Here is a 20,510-nt window from a genome sequence, read left to right on the forward strand (position 1 = left end):
CTAGCCGCGGTACCCGGTCGGGGCGAAGTCCTCCCGCGTGTCGGCGGGCCGCAGCGGCGTGTCCGGCTCGTCGCCGTGCCCCGGCCACCAGGCCTTGTGGCCCAGCATCGCGGTGAGCCCCGGCACCAGGAACGTCGACATCACGAAGGCCGACAGGGCGATGCCGATCGCGACGGAGAAGCCCATCTGCTGGAGCATCGACACCGGCGCGAGCATCATCACCGAGAAGGTGCCGGCCAGGATGAGTCCCGCCGCGGCGACCGTCGGGCCGCCGTGCTGGACGGCCAGGGCCGCCGCCTGCCGCGGCTCGTGGCCCTCCTTGGCCTCCTCGCGCAGCCGCGCCGTCATCAGGATGTTGTAGTCGGTCCCGATGGCCAGCACGAACAGGTAGAGGACGATCGGCAGCTGGAAGGTCACCCCGGCCTCGCCCATCGCGCCCTGGAAGACGTACACCGCGGAGCCGAGCGTCGCCGCGAAGCCCAGCAGCACCGCCACCACCAGGTAGAGCGGCGCCACCACCGACCGCAGCAGCAGGGCCAGGATGATCGCGATCAGCACCGCCGCCACCGGCAGGATCACCGACAGGTCGCGGTTGTTGACGGCGTTGATGTCGGCGAAGATCGCCGTCGAGCCGCCGACGTAGGCGCGGGTGCCCTCCGGCGCCGCCTTGTGCACGGCCGGCGCCAGGTCGTCCTTGACCAGGCTGATCGCCTCGTTGGACGCGGGGTTGACCTTCAGCAGGAGGTCGACGCGGGCCACGGACTTGTCCTGGCCCGGGACGGGCTGCTGGACGCGGCCGACGCCGGGCGCGGTCTTGGCCGCCTCCGAGAAGGAGGCCAGCTGCTGCTGGGTGATCGGCTGCCCGCCGTCGCTCTTGAGGAACACCTGGACCGGGGTGGTCAGGCCGGGCGGGAAGCCCTTCTCCATGTCCTTGGTGGCCTGCGCGGACTCGGTGTCCTGCGGGAAGCCGGCGGCGAAGTCGTAGTCCGCCTTGAACCCGAGGGCGCCGAGCGCCAGCACGACCAGCACCAGCCCGGACGCCGCCGCCGCGATCGCGGGGCGCTTGCCGACGCCCCGGCCGATGGCCGCGGACATCGTCCCCTTCGGCTGCTTCTTCCACGCCTTGGAGGGCCAGAAGACGGCGGTGCCGAGCAGCGACACGAGGGCCGGGAACAGCGTCAGCGAGGTGATGCCCATCACCACCACGGCGATGGCGAGGGACGGGCCCCAGGCGCTGAACACGCCGAACGTCGCGAGCAGCAGGACCAGGAAGGTGACGGCGATGGCGGCGGCGGCCGAGGAGATGACCTCGCCGACCCGCTCCACCGCGGTGATCATCGCGGTCTTCTTGTCGTCGCCGGCCCGCAGCCGCTCCCGGAACCGGAACATCAGGAACAGGTAGTAGTCGGCGCCGATGCCGAAGAGCACGATCAGGATGATGGTGCTGAGGCTGTCGTCGCCGGAGAAGCCGAACAGCTTCGAGGCGGCGCCGATCAGGCCCATCGAGACCTGCATCGTCACCATGATCACGACGATCGGCAGCACCGCCGCCAGCGGGGCCCGGAAGATCACCAGGATCAGGCCGATGATCAGCACGAAGGTGGCGATGCCGACGATCTCGAAGGACTGGTTGAACGAGTCCTCGTTGTCGACGAAGCCGGCGACGTCACCGCCGACCTTGGCCTCCAGACCGCTGCCGTTCAGCAGCGTGGGCAGGTCCTTGCGGATCTTCTTGACCGCGTCGCCCTGCTTCTCGCTGTCGGCCATCGAGGTGCCCTTCATCGGCACCATGATCACCTGGACGGCCTTGTTCGGCGCCACCGCCTCCGCGCCGGTCGCGAAGCCGAGGACCGTCGGCGGCTTGTCGGCGTTCAGGGACTTGGCGGCCTCGTTCACCCGGGCGGTGTCCTGGGCCGTCAGCGGCTTGCCGTCGGAGCGCTTGACGACGATCAGCGAGGAGGTGTCCTCCTGCTGCGGGAACGCCTTCTCGGCGATCTCGAGGGCCTGGACCGACTCGTACTTCGAGGGCAGGAAGTCGCCCTGGTCGGACTCGGTGGTGAGCTTGGGGGAGAAGGCGATGATGAGCACCGCGGCCACGAGCCAGGCCACGATGGTCCACCACGGATGTCTCACGACGAAGCGCGCGAGCCGAGCGAACATGGGGGCTTCCTTAGATCAATGTCGTAGGGATACCTGTAAAACGGTAGAGACCCGACGCGGCGTTGGGGTCACCCCCAGCGCCGAAATGGGGGGTGATACCTCCGGGGGAGCCTCTCCTCCTCGAGGAGGGGCGGCGGGTGGATAGCCTCGTACCCATGGACAACGAGGTTCAGCAGGGGTTCGAGACCCTGGCCATCCACGCGGGGCAGGAGCCCGACCCGGCCACCGGCGCGGTCGTCCCGCCGATCTACCAGGTCTCCACCTATAAGCAGGACGGCGTCGGCGGCCTGCGCGGCGGCTACGAGTACTCCCGGTCGGCCAACCCGACCCGTACCGCCCTGGAAGTATGCCTGGCCGAGATCGAGGGCGGGGCGCGCGGGCTGGCGTTCGCGTCGGGGCTCGCCGCCGAGGACGCGCTGCTGCGCGCGGTCTGCCGGCCCGGCGATCACGTCGTCGTCCCGAACGACGCCTACGGCGGCACCTACCGGCTGTTCGCGAAGGTCGCCGAACCGTGGGGCGTGGCGTTCGACCCGGTGCCGCTCGCCGACGTCGACGCCGTGCGGGCCGCGGTCCGCCCCGAGACGAAGATCATCTGGGTGGAGACGCCGACGAACCCGCTGCTCGGCATCGCCGACATCGCCGTGCTGGCCTCCGTCGCCCGCGACGCGGGCGCGCTGCTCGTCGTCGACAACACCTTCGCCTCGCCGTACCTCCAGCGCCCGCTGGAGCTCGGCGCGGACGTCGTCGTCCACTCCACCACCAAGTACATCGGCGGCCACTCCGACGTCGTCGGCGGCGCGCTGGTCGCGGCGGACGCGGCGCTGGGGGAGCGCCTCGCCTTCCACCAGAACGCGATGGGGGCCGTCGCGGGCCCGTTCGACGCCTGGCTCGCGCTGCGCGGGGTCAAGACGCTCGGCGTCCGGATGGACCGGCACTGCGCGAACGCCGAGAAGATCGTGGAGATGCTGGTGCGGCACCCGTCCGTCCGGCAGGTCCTCTACCCCGGGCTGGCGGGCCATCCGGGCCACGACGTCGCGGCGAAGCAGATGAGGGCGTTCGGGGGCATGGTCTCGTTCCGGATGGAGTCGGAGGAGGCCGCCGTCCGGGTGTGCGAGCGGACGAAGCTCTTCACGCTCGGCGAGTCGCTCGGCGGCGTCGAGTCGCTGATCGAACACCCGGGGCGGATGACGCACGCCTCGGCGGCCGGCTCGCCGCTGGAGGTCCCCGCGGACCTCGTGCGGCTGTCGGTCGGGATCGAGGACGCGAGCGACCTGCTCAGGGATCTGGACCGGGCGCTCGGCTGAAAATCAGCTGACCATTCCCCGCCGTCCTTGATCAAAACATCTATACTCGGCGCGCCAGGTTCGGTAAAGAAAGGGACCGGGGTGCGCAAAGTACTCGTGTGTGGGGCGGCGTTCGCCGCGACGTGTGTCTCCGCCGTAGCCGTTCCCGTGGGAGCCCACGCGAACCCTCCGGCGCCGACGCCCAGCGCGTCCGTTCCGTCCGCGCCGGGGACCGGGGAGCCGTCCGCCGGGCCGCAGACCGCTCCGCCCGGGACAGGCTCCCCGTCGGCGTCGTCCACGGGGCGGCCGGGGAACGGCCAGGAGGGCACGGACGGGGAGCCCGGCGCCACCGTCACCGCGCAGGCGGTCATGGTGACGCCGGAACTGCCGAAGTTCCGCACCTACGCCTACGGCAGGGCGCCCGCCCAGAAGATCGACGCCTACTGGCGCGACCCGGGGCCGCGCGCCACGCCGCGCCCCGCCCTGCTGCTCCTGCACGGCGGCTACTGGCTCGAAGGCGACAAGGGCGGCGGCTGGAAGTACTTCGCGCGCCGGCTGACCGAGGAGGGCTTCGTCGTCCTGTCGGCGAACTACCGGCTGGCGCCGAAGGCCGCCTGGCCCGCGCAGCGCGACGACGCGCTGTCGGCCCTCGCGTTCATCAAGAAGCACGCCCGGGTCTGGAACGTCGACCCGAACCGCGTGGCCGTGATGGGCTCGTCCGCCGGCGGGCACCTCGCCACGCAGCTCGGCACGCTCGGGACGGGCACCCGGCAGGTCCGCGGAGTGATCGCGCTGTCGCCGCCGAACAACCCGTACCTGGCCTTCCAGGACGGCGAGAAGCCGGCGGCCACGCCCAACCAGCGCAAGCTGCGGGTGGCCGTCACCGACCTCGTCCGCTGCGTGCCGGGCGCGGCCGCCGCGCCGGACTGCTGGACGCGGCTGGACGACGCCAGCACCGTCACCCACGTCTCCGCGGGCGACGCGCCGATGCTGCTGATGCACGCCACCGGCGACTTCGTCCCCGTCACCCAGAGCACCGGGCTGGCGGGCGCGCTGCGGTCCGCGGGCGTGCAGACGACCGTGAAGACCATCGAGGGCGAGATGCACGCCTCGCAGATGCTGAACGACGAGCAGACCTACCCGACGATCGTCGACTGGCTGAAGAAGCACCTGCGGCCGGGCCGGTAGCGAGGTCCGGCGGCGGGCCGCGGGCCGTCAGCCGTTCCAGACCATCAGCACGAGGATCACCAGCCAGATCAGCGCGACGACGCCGGACATGGCGGCGAGCCGCCCCCGCTCGACCTGGGCGATCTCGCCGCCCGCCGCGCTCGACGCTTCGGGCGCGGACGGGGCCTCCTCGGCCGCGGTCTTCGTCTCCTTCCGCTCGCCCTTCCCGCCGTCCTCCGCCTCGGTGACCTCCGCGGCGGCGGGACGGGCCGGGACCGCCGCCTCCTCCGCCGCGGCGACCTCCAGCAGATGCGCCGCCCGGCGCTGGTCGCGGTCGATGATCAGCAGCAGCACGAGCGCGACGACGAACAGCGTCATCGACACCGTCAGCCACACCTGGGCGAGGTCGCCCTTGGCCAGGGCGAGCCCGAACAGGAAGATGCCGAGCGTGCCGAGCCCGTAGATCTGGGTGGTGCGGTGCAGGTGGCGGACCACGACCGCGTTCCGCTTGCGGATGTAGCGGGGAGTGGACATGGTCGCGGCCGTCAGCGGCCCCAGCGTGAAGATCGCGAAACCGATGTGCAGGACCAGCAGCAGGCGGTCGGAAGTCGACATGACGCCGACACTAGCCCGCCCGGCGCCCCCGGCGGAGTCCCCGCGGGGGCGCCGCGGCGTCAGCGGCGGCCGCGCCGCACCCGCAGGTAGTCGCTCACGACGTACTCGCCGAGCCGCTCGGCGTCCGGCGCGAACACCCGGCCGCCGTTGCGCCGCGCGACCTCCTCCACGAACGACACGAGCCGTCGGTCCTCGGCGAGCATGAAGAAGTTCATGCAGGCGCCCCGCCGCGTCATCTTGTCGACCTCGGCGAGGGTGAGGACGAGCGTGTCGGTGGACGGCGGGTAGTCGAACAGCGAGCGGCCGTCGGGCCGCAGGTGCGCGGTCGGCTCGCCGTCGGTGACGACGAGGACGATCGGCTCGAAGTCGGGGTGCCGGTCCAGGTGCCGTCCCGCGATCATCAGGGCGTGGTGCAGGTTGGTGCCCTGCACCATGTCCCAGTCGAGGCCCGCCATCTCCGTCGGGTGCAGCACCCGGGCGTAGTTGGAGAACCCGATGATCTGGATCGCGTCCTGCGGGAACTTGCTGGTGACGAGCGTGTGCAGGGCGAGCGTGGTCTGCTTGGCGACGGCCCACGTCCCGCGCAGCACCATCGAGTAGGACAGGTCGACGAGCAGGCAGACGGCCGCGCCGGTGCGGCGCTCGGTCTCCTGCACCTCGAAGTCGTCCACGCTGAGGCGCACCCCGCCGGGCCGCGTCCCGCCGCGGCCGTTGCCGTTGATCTCCGCGACGTCCGCCGTGCCGGGCTCGACGACCTTCGCGGCGGGCGGGCGGGTGACGAGCCCCGCGCCGCCGTCCATGGCGCTGCGCCGGATCGCGTTGCTCACCGTCCGGACGACGTCGAGGGGCTGCTCGTCGCCGAACCGCCACTCGCGGCTGGACCCGGTCAGCTCGCCGGCCTGGCCCGCGTCGCGCTGGTCGTGGTCGCCCTGCCGGCCGGAGGTCAGCTGGGAGAACACCCGGCGCAGCGCCGTCTCGCCGAGCCGCCGCACCGCCTTCGGCGTCAGCTCCAGCGTGCCGCGGTTGCGCCGCAGGTAGCCCTGCCGCTCCAGCTCCGCCTCGATGCGGCGCAGCTCGGCCAGGTCGTCGACGGCCTGCCGGCCGAGCGCCCGCCGGACGGCCTCCTCGTCGACGTCGTCGAGCCGCGCGCCGGGGTAGTCCTGCCCGAGCGCGGCCTCCAGCTCGCTGAGGTCGGCCAGCTCCGCCAGCGCGGTCGTGGCGTCGCCCATGCCGAGCGGGTCCTCGCCGGTCATCTGCTCGGACTGGCCCCAGCCGAGGTCGGGACGGCGGGCCCGCAGCGCGTCGCCGAGCCGCGTCATCTCCATGGCGAGGCCCGCGTCCTGCATGGCCTGCTCCATCAGCCCGGCCAGCTCCGCGCGCTGCTCGGGGCTGAGCGAGGCCAGCAGCCGGTCCATCGCGGCGGCGCGGCGGGCGAGGGAGTCGACCAGCTCCTCAAGGTTCTGCGGGTTGTCGGGGAACATGTCCCCGTACTCCCGCATGAACCGGTCGAAGTCCTCCTGGGTGTGCTCGCCGCGGGCGTCCCGCTCCAGCATCTCGTTGAGCGCGGCCATCATGTCCTTGACCCGCTCCAGGGCGGCCGGGTCCTGGTTCTCCAGGGCCTGCTTCATGCCCTGGAACTGCGCGTCCAGCACCTCGCGGCGCAGCAGGTCCTTCAGCTGCTCGAAGGTGCGGCGGGCGGCGTCGGAGCGCCAGTCGTAGTCCGACAGCCGCCGGATCGCCTGGGAGGTGTCGGACGGCAGCGTGTCCAGCTCCGCCTCCCGCACCCGCGCGTCGTCGCTCGGGTCGGGGAACAGCTCCGCCCGCTCCTGCCCGATCGCGGTGTCCAGCAGCGCGCGGGCCTGCTCCAGCGTGCCGTCCAGTCGGCCCCGGTCGCGCAGCGCGCGGCGCCGCTCCCGCACCTGGCGGAGCATGTCGTCGAGCCCGCGCCGGTTCCGCGCGCCCGGGAGGCCGCGGCGCAGCAGCTCCCGGAGCGCGTCGTCCGGGCGGGTGCCGTCCAGCACCGAGTCGCCCATCGCGTCCAGGGCGTCCCGGACGTCGTACGGCGGGGCGAGCGGGTCGGGGCCGTCCTCGTAGGCGCCGTAGCGGTATCGGCTCATCGAATCTCCTTGCCCGCGAAGACCTCGGGTCCCGGCGTCACGTCCGGTAGGTGGCCGTCCCGCCGGGGCGCCCGTCGGCGACGTCCTTGGAGAGCCGCCGGGTGAGGAACAGCCCCTCCAGGGCGAACTCCAGCGCGGCCGCGGCCTGCCCGGGGGACTCCCCGCTCATGCCGAGCCGTTCCATGATCTTGGCGAGGCCGGGCACGTGCCCGATGCGGCGCAGCAGCTCCGCCGCGGACACCAGCTCGCCCGACTCCACTCTCTCCCCGGTGTCGAACTTGTCCAGCAGCCCGTTCAGGTCGGCGGCGCCGAGCGTCCGCCGGTAGGTCTCGGCGATCGCGCGGCGCAGCAGGTGCTCCAGCACCTCCTGCTCGCGGCCCTCCTCGCTGACCTCGAACTCCACCTTGCCCATCAGCGACGGCACGACCGCCTGGAGGTCGCAGACGCGGGCGACCGCGCGCTCCTCGCCGGCGAGCGCCGCCCGCCGCACCGCGCCCGCCGCGACCGTCTCGGCGCCGGCGAGCGCGAACCGCGCGGACACGCCCGACCGCGCGTCCACCGCCGTCGACTCCCGGACGAGCCGGGTGAACCGGCCGATCACCTCGACCAGGTGGTCGGGCACCTCGGCGGGGAGCCCGGCGAGGTCGGCGAAGTCGGCCTCCTGCCGGATCAGCGCCAGCTCGGCGTCCAGCTCCAGCGGGTAGTGGGTGCGGATCTCCGCGCCGAACCGGTCCTTCAGCGGGGTGATGATGCGGCCGCGGTTGGTGTAGTCCTCGGGGTTGGCGGAGGCGACGAGCAGGACGTCCAGTGGCAGCCGCAGCGCGTAGCCGCGGACCTGCACGTCGCGTTCCTCCAGCACGTTCAGCAGCGCCACCTGGATCCGCTCGGCCAGGTCGGGCAGCTCGTTGATGGAGAAGACGCCGCGGTTCGTGCGCGGCACGAGGCCGAAGTGGACGGTCTCCGGGTCGCCGAGCGTGCGGCCCTCCGCCACCTTCACCGGGTCGACGTCGCCGATGAGGTCGCCGACGCTGGTGTCGGGGGTGGCGAGCTTCTCGCCGTACCGGTCGTCGCGGTGCCGCCACTCGACCGGCAGCTCGTCGCCCAGCTCGTCGGCGAGCCGGCGGCAGCGCACGCACACCGGCGCGTACGGGTGGTCGTTGATCTCGCAGCCGGCGACGACCGGGGTCCACTCGTCCAGCAGCCCGGCGAGGGTGCGGATCAGCCGCGTCTTGCCCTGCCCGCGCTCGCCCAGCAGCACCAGGTCGTGCCCGGCGAGGAGGGCGCGCTCCAGGTGGGGCAGGACGGTGTCGTCGAACCCGAGGATGCCGGGGAAACGGGGCTCGCCGGATCTCAGGCGGTCGAGCAGGTTCCGGCGGATCTCGGCCTTCACGGAAAGCCGGGCGTGACCGCTGTTGCGCAGCTCGCCCAGTGTTGATTCGCGTGGTGTGGATGAACGCACGCGATCGACACTACGTCGCCTCCCCGCGGAATCGCACCCCCGCCGGGGAATAGCCCGGGCTGCCCCGTCCCGCCGGTGTTTGGGTGGAGAGCGTGCGGAGGGGGAGACTGGAGGTGTGAAGCGAGCCGGCGAACGGAGTGAGGGAGGCGGCGCCGATGGCGCGATTCGGTGATGGCCTGGCCCTCGGACCCGATCTGTCCAGTGCCGCCGCGGCGGCGGTCGAGCAGGCGCTCGCCCCGCTCAGCGCGGCGCCCGACCTGGTGTGCGTGTTCGTCACGGGGGACGACCCGGACGAGGTCGAGGCCGCGGCGGTGGCCGCCGAGCGGGCGGCCGGGCCCGCGCTGCTGCTCGGCTGCAGCGCGTCGGGGGTGATCGGCGCGGGGCGCGGCGTGGAGGAGCGCGGCGCGGTCAGCGCGTGGGCGGCGGTGCTGCCCGGGGCGCGGCTGGACGCGTTCCGGCTGGAGACCCTCAAGGGGGACGACCGGCTCATCGTGGTCGGCATGCCGGAGGCGCAGGACGACGACGTGGTCGGCGTGCTGCTCGCCGACCCCTACAGCTTCCCGGTGGACGCGTTCGTGGAGCGCTCCGACGAGGCGCTGCCGGGGCTGCCGCTGGTCGGCGGGCTCGCCGAGGGCAGCGGGCTCGGCGAGACCGGGCACGGCGAGGTCCGCCTGTTCGTCGGCGGCGAGGTGCACCGGGACGGCGCGGTCGGCGTGGTGATCGGCGGTTCCGTCGCCGCCGCCACGGTGGTCAGCCAGGGCGCCCGCCCGATCGGCCCCGACATGGTGGTGACCAAGGCGGAGGAGAACGTCCTGTACGAGCTGGCCGGGGTCCCCGCGCTGGAGAAGCTGGAGCAGATCGTCCTCGGCCTGCCGGAGGAGGAGCAGGAGATGGCCGGGCGCGGGCTGCTGATCGGCGTCGCGATGGACGAGTACGCCGACGAGCACGAGCACGGCGACTTCCTGGTCCGCGGGGTGGTGGGCGCCGACACCGACAGCGGCGCCATCGCGATCGGCGACGTGGTGGACGTCGGGCGGACCGTCCGGTTCCAGGTCCGGGACGCGGGCGCCGCCGAGGAGGACCTCGCCGCGCTGCTGGAGCGGTTCGACCTGGCGCCGGTCGAGGGCGCGCTGCTGTTCTCCTGCAACGGGCGCGGCCAGGCGATGTTCCCCGACTCCGACCATGACGCGAAGGTGCTCGACCGCGCGTTCGGGCCGGCCGGGGTCGGCGGGTTCTTCGCCGCCGGGGAGATCGGCCCGGTCGCCGGCCGCAACCATGTGCACGGGTTCACCGCGTCCATTCTCGCCTTCGGTCGGGTGGAGGACCTGACTTGAGCGAAGCGAACCGGGGGGTGCGGGGGGTCGTCCCCCCGCAGGAGACTCCCTTGAGCGACATGCGGGTTCTGGCAGTGGACATCGGCGGGACGAAGCTGGCCGCCGCGCTCGTCGGGCGGGACGGGAGCATCGCCGCCCACGAACGGATCCCGACCCCGAACGAGCCCGGCACGGACGCCGAGCAGCTGTGGCGGGCGCTGGAGGGGCTGCTGGACAAGGTCGCCGCCGCCGGGGGCGAGCCGCCGCTCGCGGGGGTCGGCGTCGGCTGCGGAGGTCCGATGACCTGGCCGGCCGCCGAGGTCTCCCCGCTGAACATCCCCGCGTGGCGCGGCTTCCCGCTGCGGGACCGGCTCTCCGCCCGGTACCCGGGCGTGCCGGTCCGCGTCCACAACGATGCGATCTGCGTCGCGGTCGGCGAGCACTGGCTGGGGGCGGGACGCGGGCGCGGCAACGTCCTCGGCATGGTGGTGTCCACGGGCGTCGGCGGCGGGCTGATCCTCGGCGGGCACCTCGTGAACGGCGCCAGCGGCAACGCCGGGCACATCGGGCACGTCATCGTCGAGCCCGGCGGCACGCCCTGCGAGTGCGGGGGCCGCGGCTGCCTGGAGGCGGTCGCGCGCGGCCCGGGGCTGGTCGCGTGGGCGCGCGAGCAGGGCTGGGATCCGGGGGAGCGCGACGCCACCGGCGTGGAGTTGACCGCCGACGCGCGCCGCGGGGACCCCGTCGCGGGCGCGGCGATGCGGCGTGCCGGGCGCGCCATCGGCCTCGCGCTCGCGTCCGCGACGCACCTGTGCGACCTGGAGGTCGCCGCGATCGGCGGCGGCCTGTCGCAGGCGGGCGAGCTGCTCTTCGACCCGCTGGAGGAGGCGTTCCGCGCGCACGCCCGGATGCTGTTCGCGCGCCGCCTGCGGATCGTCCCGGCGGTGCTCGGGCAGACCGCCGGGCTCGTCGGCGCCGCCGCCCTGATCCACTCTCAAGATCGCTATTGGAGTGCGGGCTGAGTCCGGAGGGTGCGAGGATCAGATCATGACTGCCGTCAGTGTCGACGACGTCCGCGCGGCCCGCGACCTGCTCGGCGGGGTCGCCGTGCCCACCCCCCTGGTCCCGTCCCGGGTGCTGTCGGAGCAGCTCGGCGGGCCCGTCCTGCTGAAGTGCGAGAACCTGCAGCGCACCGGCTCGTTCAAGATCCGCGGCGCGTACGTGCGGATCGCCCGGCTGACCCCGGAGGAGCGGGCCGGCGGCGTCGTGGCGGCCAGCGCCGGCAACCACGCGCAGGGCGTCGCGCTCGCCGCGTCCATGCTCGGCTGCAAGGCCACGGTGTTCATGCCGGTCGGCGCTCCGCTCCCCAAGATCGCCGCGACCCGCGGCTACGGCGCGGAGGTCGTGTTCCCCGGACCGACCGTGGACGAGTGCCTCGTCGCCGCGCAGGAGTACGCCGAGGAGTGCGGGGCGGTGTTCATCCACCCGTTCGACCATCCCGACGTCGTCGCCGGGCAGGCCACCATCGGCCTGGAGATCATGGAGGAGTGCCCCGACGTCCGGACGATCGTGGCGCCGGTCGGCGGCGGCGGGCTGATGTCCGGGATCGCGGCGGCGGCCAAGGGGCTGGCGAAGGAGTCCGGCGGCGGCGAGATCAAGCTCGTCGGCGCGCAGGCCAGGCGCGCCGCGGCGTTCCCGCCCTCGCTCGCGGCCGGGGGGCCGGCGCAGATCGAGGTGGAGCCGACGATGGCGGACGGGATCGCGGTCGGCCGTCCCGGCGAACTGACCTACGCCATGTTCACCGAGCTGGTCGACGCCGTCGTCACCGTGACCGAGGAGTCCATCTCCCAGGCGCTGCTGCTCTGCCTCGAACGCGCCAAGCAGGTCGTCGAGCCCGCCGGCGCCGCCGGGGTGGCGGCGCTGCTGGAGCACGCCTACGCGGTCGAGCCGCCCGTGGTGGTCCTGCTGTCGGGCGGCAACATCGACCCGCTGCTGCTGTCGAAGGTGCTGCGGCACGGCCTCGCGGGCGCCGGGCGGTACCTCGTCGTCCGGTGCCGGCTGAAGGACCGTCCGGGCGCGCTCGTGACGCTGCTGGGCGAGCTCGCCGAGCTGGGCGTCAACGTCCTGGACGTGATGCACGAGCGGGTCGCCGCGCGCCTCCACGTGGAGGAGGCCGAAGTCCTCATGCACCTGGAGACGCGCGGCGCCGGCCACTCCGAAGACGTGATCGGGCGCCTTCGCGAGAAGGGCTACACCCTGACGCTGAGCTAGCCGCTCACAGGGACGGCTTGCCCTCGGAGTAGAGCCACGCCTCGGCCCACGCGTCCAGGTTCTCGTGCGAGAGGCGCTCGGCGAAGCGGACGAAGTCCTTGGTCGAGGCGTTGCCGTACCGGTACGCGGACGGCCACGCCTTCAGCAGCCGGTGGAACGCCTTGTCGCCGATCTTCTGGCGCAGGACGTGGACGGCCATCGCGCCGCGGTCGTAGACGAGCCCGTCGAAGATGTGGTCGCGGCCCGGGTCGGCGACCTTGCCCTTCCACAGGCCGTTGTCCGCCGGGGTCGCGTACACGTCGTCGAAGGACTGCTGGACGGGCGTGCCGCTGCTGTGCTCGGCCCAGAGCCATTCGGAGTACGTCGCGAAGCCCTCGTTCAGCCAGATGTCCGACCACCGGGCCGGGGAGACCGAGTCGCCGAACCACTGGTGACCCAGCTCGTGGGCGAGGAGGCCCTCGCTCGGGATGCCGCCGGGCCGGCGCCCGAGGTCGTACACGGGGCGGCCCTGCGTCTCCAGCGCGTAGCCGACGCCCCCCTTCACGACGATCCCGCCGGTGGAGGTGAACGGGTAGCGGCCGTACAGTCCGTTCTGGAAGTCGGTGACCTCGGCGGTCTGCTGGTGGAACTTCTTCGCGTCGTCCGGCTTGATGGCCATGGCGAGGTCGGTGGCGGTCAGGTTGGGGATCCCGGCCTTCGTCCGCCCGGTGAGCACGTCGTACTTGCCGATGGCGAGCATGGACAGCTCGCTGGCCATCGGGTTCCGGACCTCCCAGCGGGTCGTCGTCCAGCCGCCCTTGGTCCACCTGCCGCGCAGGTCGCCGTTGGACAGCGTGGTGAGGTTCCTGGGCGCCGCCAGGGTGAACGTGTACGTCGCCTTGTCGGTCGGGTGGTCGTTGACCGGGAAGACGGTGGCCGCGCCGAACGGCTGGTTCAGCATCACCGCGCCGTCGGGCGTCGGCACCCAGCCGGACGTGCCGAGCGTCGCGTCGTTGATCGTCTGCGGGACGCCGGAGTACGCGACGGTCACCGTGAACGTGCGGTGCTTGCGCAGCCCCTTGCGCGGCGCGACGACGAGTTCCTGGGCGCCGGTCCGGGTGTAGGACGCCGCGCGCCCGTCCACCCGCAGCGAGGAGATCTTCAGCGGGCCCAGGAAGTCCAGGTCGAACCGGGACAGGTTCTGCGTCGCCCGCGCCTTGATCTTGGCGACGGCCTGGATCCCCTTCGTGCCCGGGTCGTACGTCAGGCCGATGTCGTAGTGGGCGACGTCGTAGCCGCCGTTGCCCATGTCCGGGAAGTAGGGGTCGCCCGCGCCCGGCGCGCCGGGCGTGAACCGCGCGGCGGCGCCCGCGGGCGCGGCGGTCACCGCGAGGCTCGCCGCGACGCCCAGCGACACGGCGGCCAGCGCTCTGGAGGTTCTGCTCATCGGCCTGTCCTCGGTCCCTCGATCAGTGGTCACAACCGTGATCAAGACTTTCCCGCGAATCGCGCGGGCGCAAGCGCGATTCGGTCTCGAATCGGCAGATCAGGGCCGTTCTCGTGGCCGGAAGCGGAAACCGGTGAGGACGCGGCGGGCTCGGCCCGTCACTTGGCGGGGCGGCCCTTCTGGTAGAGCCAGTCGTCGAAGAACGCGTCGAGCTTCTTGCCCGACACGCGGTTCGCCGTCTCGATGAACTGCTTCGTCGTCCCGCTGGAGTGCCGGTGCTCCTTCGTCCACGTCCGGAGGATCTTGTAGAAGGTGTCCTCGCCGACGCGGCCGCGCAGCGCGACCAGCGTCATGCCGCCCCGGTCGTACACCGAGCGGCCGAACATCTGCTTGCGGCCCGGGTCGCCCGGCGGGACGTCCCAGAGCTCGCGCCCGCCGAGGCCGCCGTAGGACTCGTCGAAGTGCTCCTGCACGGTCTGGCCGCCGGTCTTCTCGTCCCACAGCCACTCGGCGTAGGTGGCGAAGCCCTCGTTCAGCCAGATGTCCTGCCACGTGGTCACGCTGACGCTGTCGCCGAACCACTGGTGCGCCAGCTCGTGCGCGACGATCGTCGGCTGCAGCCCGAACGCCCCGTACACCGGCCGGGTCTGCGTCTCCAGCGCGAAGCCGACGTCGGCGTTGTCGATCAGCCCGCCGGTGGAGCCGAACGGGTAGGGGCCGAACAGCTTCGTCCACTCGTCGACGATGGTGGCGTTCAGCTGGTGGAACTGGTCGATGGGCACGCCGGACGTGGTCGCGTCCACGGCGGTGATGTTCGGGATGCCGCCGGACGTCTTGCCCGTCCGCACCGTGAACCGGCCGACGTCGACCGTCGCGAGGTAGGTGGCCATCGGGTCCTTGACCCGCCACTTCGAGGTCGTCATCCCGCGCCGGGCGACCGGGACGACCCCCGGCCCACCGGTCGGGCCGGTGCTCGGGGCGCCGCTCGGCGGGCCGCCCGGACCGCCCGGGCCGCCCGGCGGCACGCCCGGCGCGCCGCCGCCGGAGCTCGCCGGCGGCGTGTCCGGCTCGCCGTTGGCGATCGCCGTCAGCCCCTGCGGGACCGTGAGCTCGAAGTCGAACGTGGCCTTGTCGCTCGGGTGGTCGTTGCTGGGGAACCACGTCTTCGCGCCGCTCGGCTGGCACGCCACGAACACGCCGTCGGACGTGCGGATCCAGCCGTAGGTGCCGAGCACCGGGTCCGACACCGGCTTCGGCGTCCCCGAGTAGGCGATGACGGTGGTGAACCTCTGCCCCTTCTCCAGGGGCTTGGCCGGGGTCACCTCCAGCTCGCCGCCGCCGCGCTGCTGCCGCGCGGGCGCCCCGTCGACCTTGATCGAGGAGACCTCCAGCCCGGTCAGGTCCAGGTTGAAGCGGGCGAGCCGCGCGGTCGCGGTCGCGGTGATCGTCGCGGTGCCGTCGAGCTGCTTGGCGCCGTCCGGCGTGATGGTCAGCTTCAGCCCGTAGTGCTCGACGTCGTACCCGCCGTTGCCGTCGCCCGGGACGTACTTGTCGCCCGCGGTGGTCGGCCCAGCCGGGCCGTTGACCGCCGGGCCCTTCGGGGAGCCGGACGCGCTCGCACTCGGGTCGTCGAACGGGGTCTGGCACGCCGCGGTGAGCGACCCCGCGAGCGCGAGGGCGGCCAGCCCCGACACGCCGCGGAACACGGTGCCTCGCGGGGCCCGCGGCCCGGTCGGGCGGGGACTGGGGGAGTTTCCGGCCATATCCACGCAGTCCAGCCTGCCCGGGGAAACCCCGCCCGGCAACTCGGCGGGGCCGCGGGCAGGTCAGCGGCCGGCGTAGGGGTTGGGACGGTGCGGGTCGGCCTTGACGACGACCGTCCTGGCCACCTTGCAGTGCAGCGCCTGCTTGCGCGGGTCCCAGAGGATCCACAGGACGTCGACCAGGCCGACGCAGCCGCAGATCCCGCCGAGCACGCTGTAGAACGCGGAGCGCCCCACGGCCTGTCCGGTGGTGATGGCCAGCCCGTCGTCGTCCCGGACGACGCGGATCCCGAGCAGCATCTTGCCGAGCGTCTGCCCCCGCTTGGCGTGCATCAGCCAGTAGTAGAGGAACGCCAGCACGACGCTGACCGCGTTGGTGCCCACCTGGGCGCCGTTGTACATCGAGTCGCCGGGCTCCGGATCGAACACGCGGTCCCAGTTGACGAACGGGATCGAGATCAGAACCGTGACGATGCCGACGATGACGAGGTCGACCAGCCCGGCGCCCAGCCGCGCCCAGCGGCTCGCGAGCTCGCCCGCCGGGGACACCTGCCGGCCCGTGCCGTAGCCCGGCGCGCCGTATCCCTGCCGGCCTCCGTAGGAGGGGTACTGCTGCCCGTACCCCTGCTGACCTTCGTACGGCTGTTGCTGGCCGTAGGGCTGCTGACCCCCGTACGGCTGCTGCTGCTCGCCATAGGGCTGCTGCTGGCCATAGGGTTGCTGCTGACCGTAGGGCGGTTGCTGACCGTAGGGCGGTTGCTGCTGGCCGTAGGGCTGCTCTCCCTGCGGCGGCTGACCGCCGTACGGAGGTCCGCCGTAGGGGCCTGGCCGTCCGGGCTGGTCCTGCCGCCCGTCCGGCCGGTCCTCCGGCTCTCCCCCGGACGCGGGGTCGTTCGGCGGTTGCGTCATGCCGACAGCGTCGCCACGTCACCGTCGCCCAAACATCGCCGCGTCCGGGGGCGGCCGGAATGTTTACCCCCGCTTGATCAACCGTTGCCGGGGCCCGGTGCCGCGTCGCGGGCGTACGGGTTCGGCGTCCACGGGGTCGCCTTCACCACGATCGTCTTGGCGACCTTGTCGTGCAGGGCCTGGCGCCGGTCGTCCCACAGGATCCAGGCGACGTCGAGAGGACCGGCGAGCCCGAGGAGCCAGCCGAGGGGTGTCAGGAGAGCCAGCGCGCCCGCCATGGTCAGGGCATAGACGAACACCTGCCTGCCGATCGCCTGCCCCCAGGTGACCGCCGACTGGTCCGAGGCCTTGACCAGCCGGATGCCGCAGGCCTTCTTGCCGAGCGTCTGGCCCGTCTTGGCGTGCAGGACGGTGAAGTACGCGAAGCTCAGCACGAACACTATCGCGTACCCGGTCAGCAGCCGCGGGATGTTGTAGACGTCCATCGGGTCCGTGATCGGCTGGTTGGACTCGACGGACTCCTGCATCTTGTCCCAGCGGATCGAGAACAGGACGGCCGGCATCGCCACGACGCTGATCAGGATGCTGTCCAGGATCCCGGCGCCGAGCCGGGCGCCCCGTCCGGCCAGCATGTCCTGCGGCCCGCCCGGGTACTGGCCGCCGGGGTACGGGGCGCCGGGCTGCGGGACGCCCGGAGGGCCGTAGCCCGGGACCGGCGGGGCCTGCGGCAGCGGGCCGCCCGGCCGCCCGGATCCGGCCGCCGGAGGGGGCTGGGCGGGCTGCCCGCCGTACGTGCCCTGGTACGGGGGCGGGCGCTCGGGCGTCGCGGCGTCCCCGGAGTCGTTCGTGTCGCCGGACGCGGGGTCGGGGGGCGGCCGGTCGCCTTCCGGCGGGGGATTCTTCGGCGGTTCGCTCATGGCCACACAGTGTGCCCGTGCGGGCGACGCACGGACACCCCGGATGCGTCCGAGCCCCGGACACGGCGCGCGTCCGGGGCTCGGACCCGGGTCCCGGGCGGGACGTCACAGGTTGCCGCGGCGCTCCTGCTCCCGCTCGATCGCCTCGAACAGGGCCTTGAAGTTGCCTTTGCCGAAGCCGAGCGAGCCGTGCCGCTCGATCAGTTCGAAGAACACCGTCGGGCGGTCCTGGACGGGCTTGGTAAAGATCTGCAGCAGGTAGCCGTCCTCGTCGCGGTCGACGAGGATCCGGCGCTTCTGCAGCTCCTCGATCGGCACCCGGACCTGGCCGATGCGCTCGCGCAGCGCCGGGTCCTCGTAGTAGGAGGCGGGGCTCTCCAGGAACTCCACGCCCGCGGCCCGCATCCGGTCGACCGACGCCAGGATGTCGTTCGTGGCGAGCGCGATGTGCTGCACGCCGGGCCCGCCGTAGAACTCCAGGTACTCGTCGATCTGCGACTTGCGCCGGCTCTCCGCCGGCTCGTTGAGCGGGAACTTCACCTTGCGGGTGCCGTCCGCGACGACCTTCGACATCAGCGCCGAGTACTCGGTCGCGATGTCGTCGCCGACGAACTCGGCCATGTCGGTGAAGCCCATGACCCGGTGGTAGAAGTCGGCCCACTCGTCCATGCGCTCGACGTTGCCGACGCAGTGGTCGATCGCCTGGAAGAACCTCTTCTCCGGCGGCTCGACGATCGGGCCGGCGGCCTCGAACCCCGGCAGGTAGGGGCCCGCGTAATTGGAGCGGTCGACCAGCGAGTGCCGGGTCTCGCCGTAGGTGGCGATGGCGGCGACGGTGGCCTTGCCGTGGTCGTCCTCCAGGACGTGCGGCTCCTCCAGGCCCGTCGCACCCTTCGCGACCGCGTGCCGGTAGGCGTGCTCGACGTCCGGGACCTCGATCGCGAGGTCCACGACCCCGTCGCCGTGCTCGGCGATGTGCCGGCCGATCCCGGTGCCCGCCTTCACCGGGCCGCGGAACACGAACCGGGCCCCGCCCGACTCCAGCACGTGCACCGCCTCGTCCGGGCTTCCGTTCTCCGGGCCCCGGTACGCGATCCTGCGCATCCCGAACGCGGTCGAGTAGTAGTGGGCGGCCTGCTTGGCGTTGCCGACGGCGAAGACGACGGCGTCCATACCCTTGACCGGAAACTCATCCATGCCACCCAATCTCGACATGGACCTACAAGCTGCGCAAGAGTGAGCTGTAACGCTGGACACTGTGCTCAGTGAGACCGGCTGTCCGCCGGTCGCTCTGTACATTGTGACCACGACCACGGGAGGGCCGCGTGCCGATCGACGAACTGGACGGGCGGCTGATCGAGCTGTTCACCCGCGAACCCCGCGTCGGCGTCCTGGAGGCGTCCCGGCGGCTCGGTGTCGCGCGCGGCACCGTCCAGGCGCGGCTCGACCGGCTGGCGCGCGACGGCGTCATCGCGGGCCACGGTCCCGAGATCGACCCCGCGGCGCTCGGCTACGGGGTGACGGCCTTCGTCACGCTCCAGCTCCGGCAGGCGGGCGGCCACGACCCGGTCGCGGCCCGGCTCGCCCAGGTGCCGGAGGTGATCGAGGCGCACACGATCACCGGGCCCGGCGACATGCTGTGCCGCATCGTCGCCCGCAGCAACACCGACCTGCAGCGGGTCATCGACGTGATCGTCGACGTGGAGGGCGTGGAACGGGCGTCCTCGGTGATCTCGCTGGCCACCCAGATCGCGCACCGCACGCTGCCGCTCGTGCTCGCCGCGTCCGGCCGGGGAGGCGGAGCCGGAAAAGCGAGCGGCCCGCCGCCCCGGTGAGGGGACGGCGGACCGGACGTTCTCCCGGCCGGGTGGCCGCCGCCCGGCGGGCGGCGGCCCTCGCGGCGCTGCCGGACGGCGCTACGCGCCGCCGTAGGGGGTGGCGTCGAGGATCTCCACGGTCATCGAGCGGCCGTTGGGGAGGGTGTAGGTGGCCTTGTCGCCGACCTTCTTGCCGTCGATCGCGGCGCCGAGCGGCGACTTCGGGGAGTAGACGTCGATGGGGGCGCCGACCTCCTCGCGGGAGGCGAGCAGGAACGTGACCTCCTCGTCGTCGCCCTCGAACGAGACCGTGACGGTCATCCCCGGGCCGACGACGCCCTCGGTGCGCGGCGCCTCGCCCACGCGGGCGTTCTCCAGGATGCCCTGGAGCTGGAGGATGCGGCCCTCGATCTTGCCCTGCTCCTCCTTGGCCGCGTGGTAGCCGCCGTTCTCGCGCAGGTCGCCCTCCTCCCGCGCCGCCTCGATCTTCTGAGCGATCTCGATGCGGCCCGGGCCCGACAGGTGGTCCAGCTCAGCCTTGAGCCGGTCGTACGCCTCCTGGGTCAGCCAGGTGACGTTGTCAGCGCGGGTCTCGGTCACGGGTACTCCTCATCCACATGGTGCGATCTGGCCCGCCCCCGCGGGCGGGCGTCACATCGACATGAAGTGCGGCCGGGTGAAACCTCAAGCCTATCCGGTGTGTGCGGGTAAAGGTTCCCTGAACTCGGCGTCCGCAATCCGCCAATCGTGATTCGTCATTCACCCGGCGTATCGGCCCGCCGGGCGGCGCGGGAGCCCGGCGATCAGGCCTTGCGGCAGTCGCGGATCCGGGCGCCGGTGGCCCGGCGCGGCGTCCGCAGCGTCTCCGACCCCTTCATGCTGGACCTCCCCGCGGGCACGGAGACCTCCTTCTGCGCGAGGACGGCGAAGTCGGTGTCGAACGCGTCGACCGTGCACCGTACATCGTCGTCCTTCCCCTTGGCGACCGAGAAGTTGACGACGACCGAGGTGTCGGTGATGGAGTACGTCACCGTCTGCGCGACGATGCCGGGCGTCTGCCCCGCGTGCGCCGCGAGGATGCCGAAGCCGGCCGCCCCCAGCGCGGCCAGGAGGCCGATGACCACCAGCCCGGCCCGGCTCCGGAGGGATCCGGCGGGCGCCGCTGCTTTCGACACGCTCGTCGTCATGGCGGGGAATCTCCGTGCGGGGTGGGGACGTTGTCAGGGACAATTCATTCTCGTCTGTCATGCCGCGTGCCTCGAACCGGGGGCCGCTCAGAGTCCGGAGAGGGAG

Annotated in this window: 17 protein-coding genes; 6 read left to right on the top strand and 11 right to left on the bottom strand. The window is 72.7% G+C overall.

All coding sequences use genetic code 11. The features are described 5' to 3' along the window. Entirely contained in the window at positions 1 to 2,160 is a 2,160-nt protein-coding gene (locus BM339_RS11930; RefSeq protein WP_075020858.1) for an MMPL family transporter, read from the bottom strand. 155 nt (positions 2,161 to 2,315) lie between these two features. Between BM339_RS11930 and BM339_RS11935 the strand changes: the two genes are divergently transcribed. After that, positions 2,316 to 3,464, top strand: coding sequence for a cystathionine gamma-synthase (locus BM339_RS11935; RefSeq protein ID WP_075020859.1), 1,149 nt, complete (start codon positions 2,316 to 2,318; stop codon positions 3,462 to 3,464). Positions 3,465 to 3,611: 147 nt separating this feature from the next. Beyond that, entirely contained in the window at positions 3,612 to 4,631 is a 1,020-nt protein-coding gene (locus BM339_RS11940) for an alpha/beta hydrolase (protein ID WP_021594988.1), read from the top strand. A gap of 27 nt (positions 4,632 to 4,658) precedes the next feature. On the opposite strand, the gene BM339_RS11945 is transcribed toward BM339_RS11940, so the two are convergent. Genes BM339_RS11945 through BM339_RS11955 form a run of 3 tightly spaced genes read right to left on the bottom strand, consistent with a single transcriptional unit; the run spans position 4,659 to position 8,801 of the window. Beyond that, positions 4,659 to 5,225, bottom strand: coding sequence for a hypothetical protein (locus BM339_RS11945; protein ID WP_075020860.1), 567 nt, complete (start codon positions 5,223 to 5,225; stop codon positions 4,659 to 4,661). A gap of 59 nt (positions 5,226 to 5,284) precedes the next feature. Beyond that, complete coding sequence (locus BM339_RS11950) at positions 5,285 to 7,342, bottom strand: vWA domain-containing protein (protein ID WP_075020861.1); 2,058 nt, start codon at positions 7,340 to 7,342, stop codon at positions 5,285 to 5,287. Positions 7,343 to 7,379: 37 nt separating this feature from the next. Next, positions 7,380 to 8,801: a sigma 54-interacting transcriptional regulator gene (locus BM339_RS11955; protein ID WP_024935976.1), complete on the bottom strand. Its 1,422-nt coding sequence runs from the start codon at positions 8,799 to 8,801 to the stop codon at positions 7,380 to 7,382. A gap of 155 nt (positions 8,802 to 8,956) precedes the next feature. Between BM339_RS11955 and BM339_RS11960 the strand changes: the two genes are divergently transcribed. Genes BM339_RS11960 through ilvA form a run of 3 tightly spaced genes read left to right on the top strand, consistent with a single transcriptional unit; the run spans position 8,957 to position 12,385 of the window. Further along, a complete protein-coding gene (locus BM339_RS11960) occupies positions 8,957 to 10,135 on the top strand; it encodes an FIST signal transduction protein (RefSeq protein ID WP_024935975.1) in 1,179 nt (392 codons plus the stop codon). Between the two features lie 59 nt (positions 10,136 to 10,194). Then, positions 10,195 to 11,136 (top strand): ROK family protein, encoded by a 942-nt coding sequence (locus tag BM339_RS11965; RefSeq protein ID WP_075020863.1) that lies wholly within the window; start codon positions 10,195 to 10,197, stop codon positions 11,134 to 11,136. 25 nt (positions 11,137 to 11,161) lie between these two features. Then, the gene (gene ilvA / locus BM339_RS11970) at positions 11,162 to 12,385 is read left to right on the top strand and encodes a threonine ammonia-lyase (protein WP_021600232.1); all 1,224 of its coding nucleotides are present in this window, start codon (positions 11,162 to 11,164) and stop codon (positions 12,383 to 12,385) included. 4 nt (positions 12,386 to 12,389) lie between these two features. Here ilvA and BM339_RS11975 read toward each other — a convergent pair whose 3' ends face one another. The 5 genes from BM339_RS11975 to hppD all read right to left on the bottom strand — a co-directional run bounded on the left by BM339_RS11975 (position 12,390) and on the right by hppD (position 18,597). Next, entirely contained in the window at positions 12,390 to 13,811 is a 1,422-nt protein-coding gene (locus BM339_RS11975) for a M1 family metallopeptidase (RefSeq protein ID WP_075020864.1), read from the bottom strand. 158 nt (positions 13,812 to 13,969) lie between these two features. Continuing rightward, complete coding sequence (locus tag BM339_RS11980; protein WP_021599802.1) at positions 13,970 to 15,517, bottom strand: M1 family metallopeptidase; 1,548 nt, start codon at positions 15,515 to 15,517, stop codon at positions 13,970 to 13,972. A gap of 120 nt (positions 15,518 to 15,637) precedes the next feature. Beyond that, positions 15,638 to 16,483 (bottom strand): RDD family protein, encoded by an 846-nt coding sequence (locus tag BM339_RS47535; RefSeq protein ID WP_083597559.1) that lies wholly within the window; start codon positions 16,481 to 16,483, stop codon positions 15,638 to 15,640. A gap of 77 nt (positions 16,484 to 16,560) precedes the next feature. Beyond that, positions 16,561 to 17,400 carry an RDD family protein gene (locus BM339_RS11990; protein WP_075020865.1) on the bottom strand — a complete coding sequence of 280 codons (840 nt, stop codon included), beginning with the start codon at positions 17,398 to 17,400 and terminating at the stop codon, positions 16,561 to 16,563. A 105-nt stretch (positions 17,401 to 17,505) separates the two neighbouring features. Continuing rightward, positions 17,506 to 18,597, bottom strand: a complete 1,092-nt coding sequence (hppD, locus tag BM339_RS11995; protein ID WP_177287677.1) for a 4-hydroxyphenylpyruvate dioxygenase — start codon at positions 18,595 to 18,597, stop codon at positions 17,506 to 17,508. Positions 18,598 to 18,725: 128 nt separating this feature from the next. Between hppD and BM339_RS12000 the strand changes: the two genes are divergently transcribed. Beyond that, positions 18,726 to 19,235: an Lrp/AsnC family transcriptional regulator gene (locus BM339_RS12000; RefSeq protein WP_021596933.1), complete on the top strand. Its 510-nt coding sequence runs from the start codon at positions 18,726 to 18,728 to the stop codon at positions 19,233 to 19,235. Between the two features lie 81 nt (positions 19,236 to 19,316). Here the strand turns inward: BM339_RS12000 and greA are convergent, their stop codons facing one another. Both greA and BM339_RS12010 read right to left on the bottom strand, forming a co-directional pair. Then, positions 19,317 to 19,817, bottom strand: a complete 501-nt coding sequence (gene greA, locus BM339_RS12005) for a transcription elongation factor GreA (protein ID WP_021596932.1) — start codon at positions 19,815 to 19,817, stop codon at positions 19,317 to 19,319. A 203-nt stretch (positions 19,818 to 20,020) separates the two neighbouring features. Continuing rightward, positions 20,021 to 20,404, bottom strand: a complete 384-nt coding sequence (locus BM339_RS12010) for a DUF4307 domain-containing protein (RefSeq protein WP_021596931.1) — start codon at positions 20,402 to 20,404, stop codon at positions 20,021 to 20,023. Positions 20,405 to 20,510: the final 106 nt, after the last annotated feature.

Source organism: Actinomadura madurae (assembly GCF_900115095.1).
Lineage (GTDB): Bacteria > Actinomycetota > Actinomycetes > Streptosporangiales > Streptosporangiaceae > Spirillospora > Spirillospora madurae.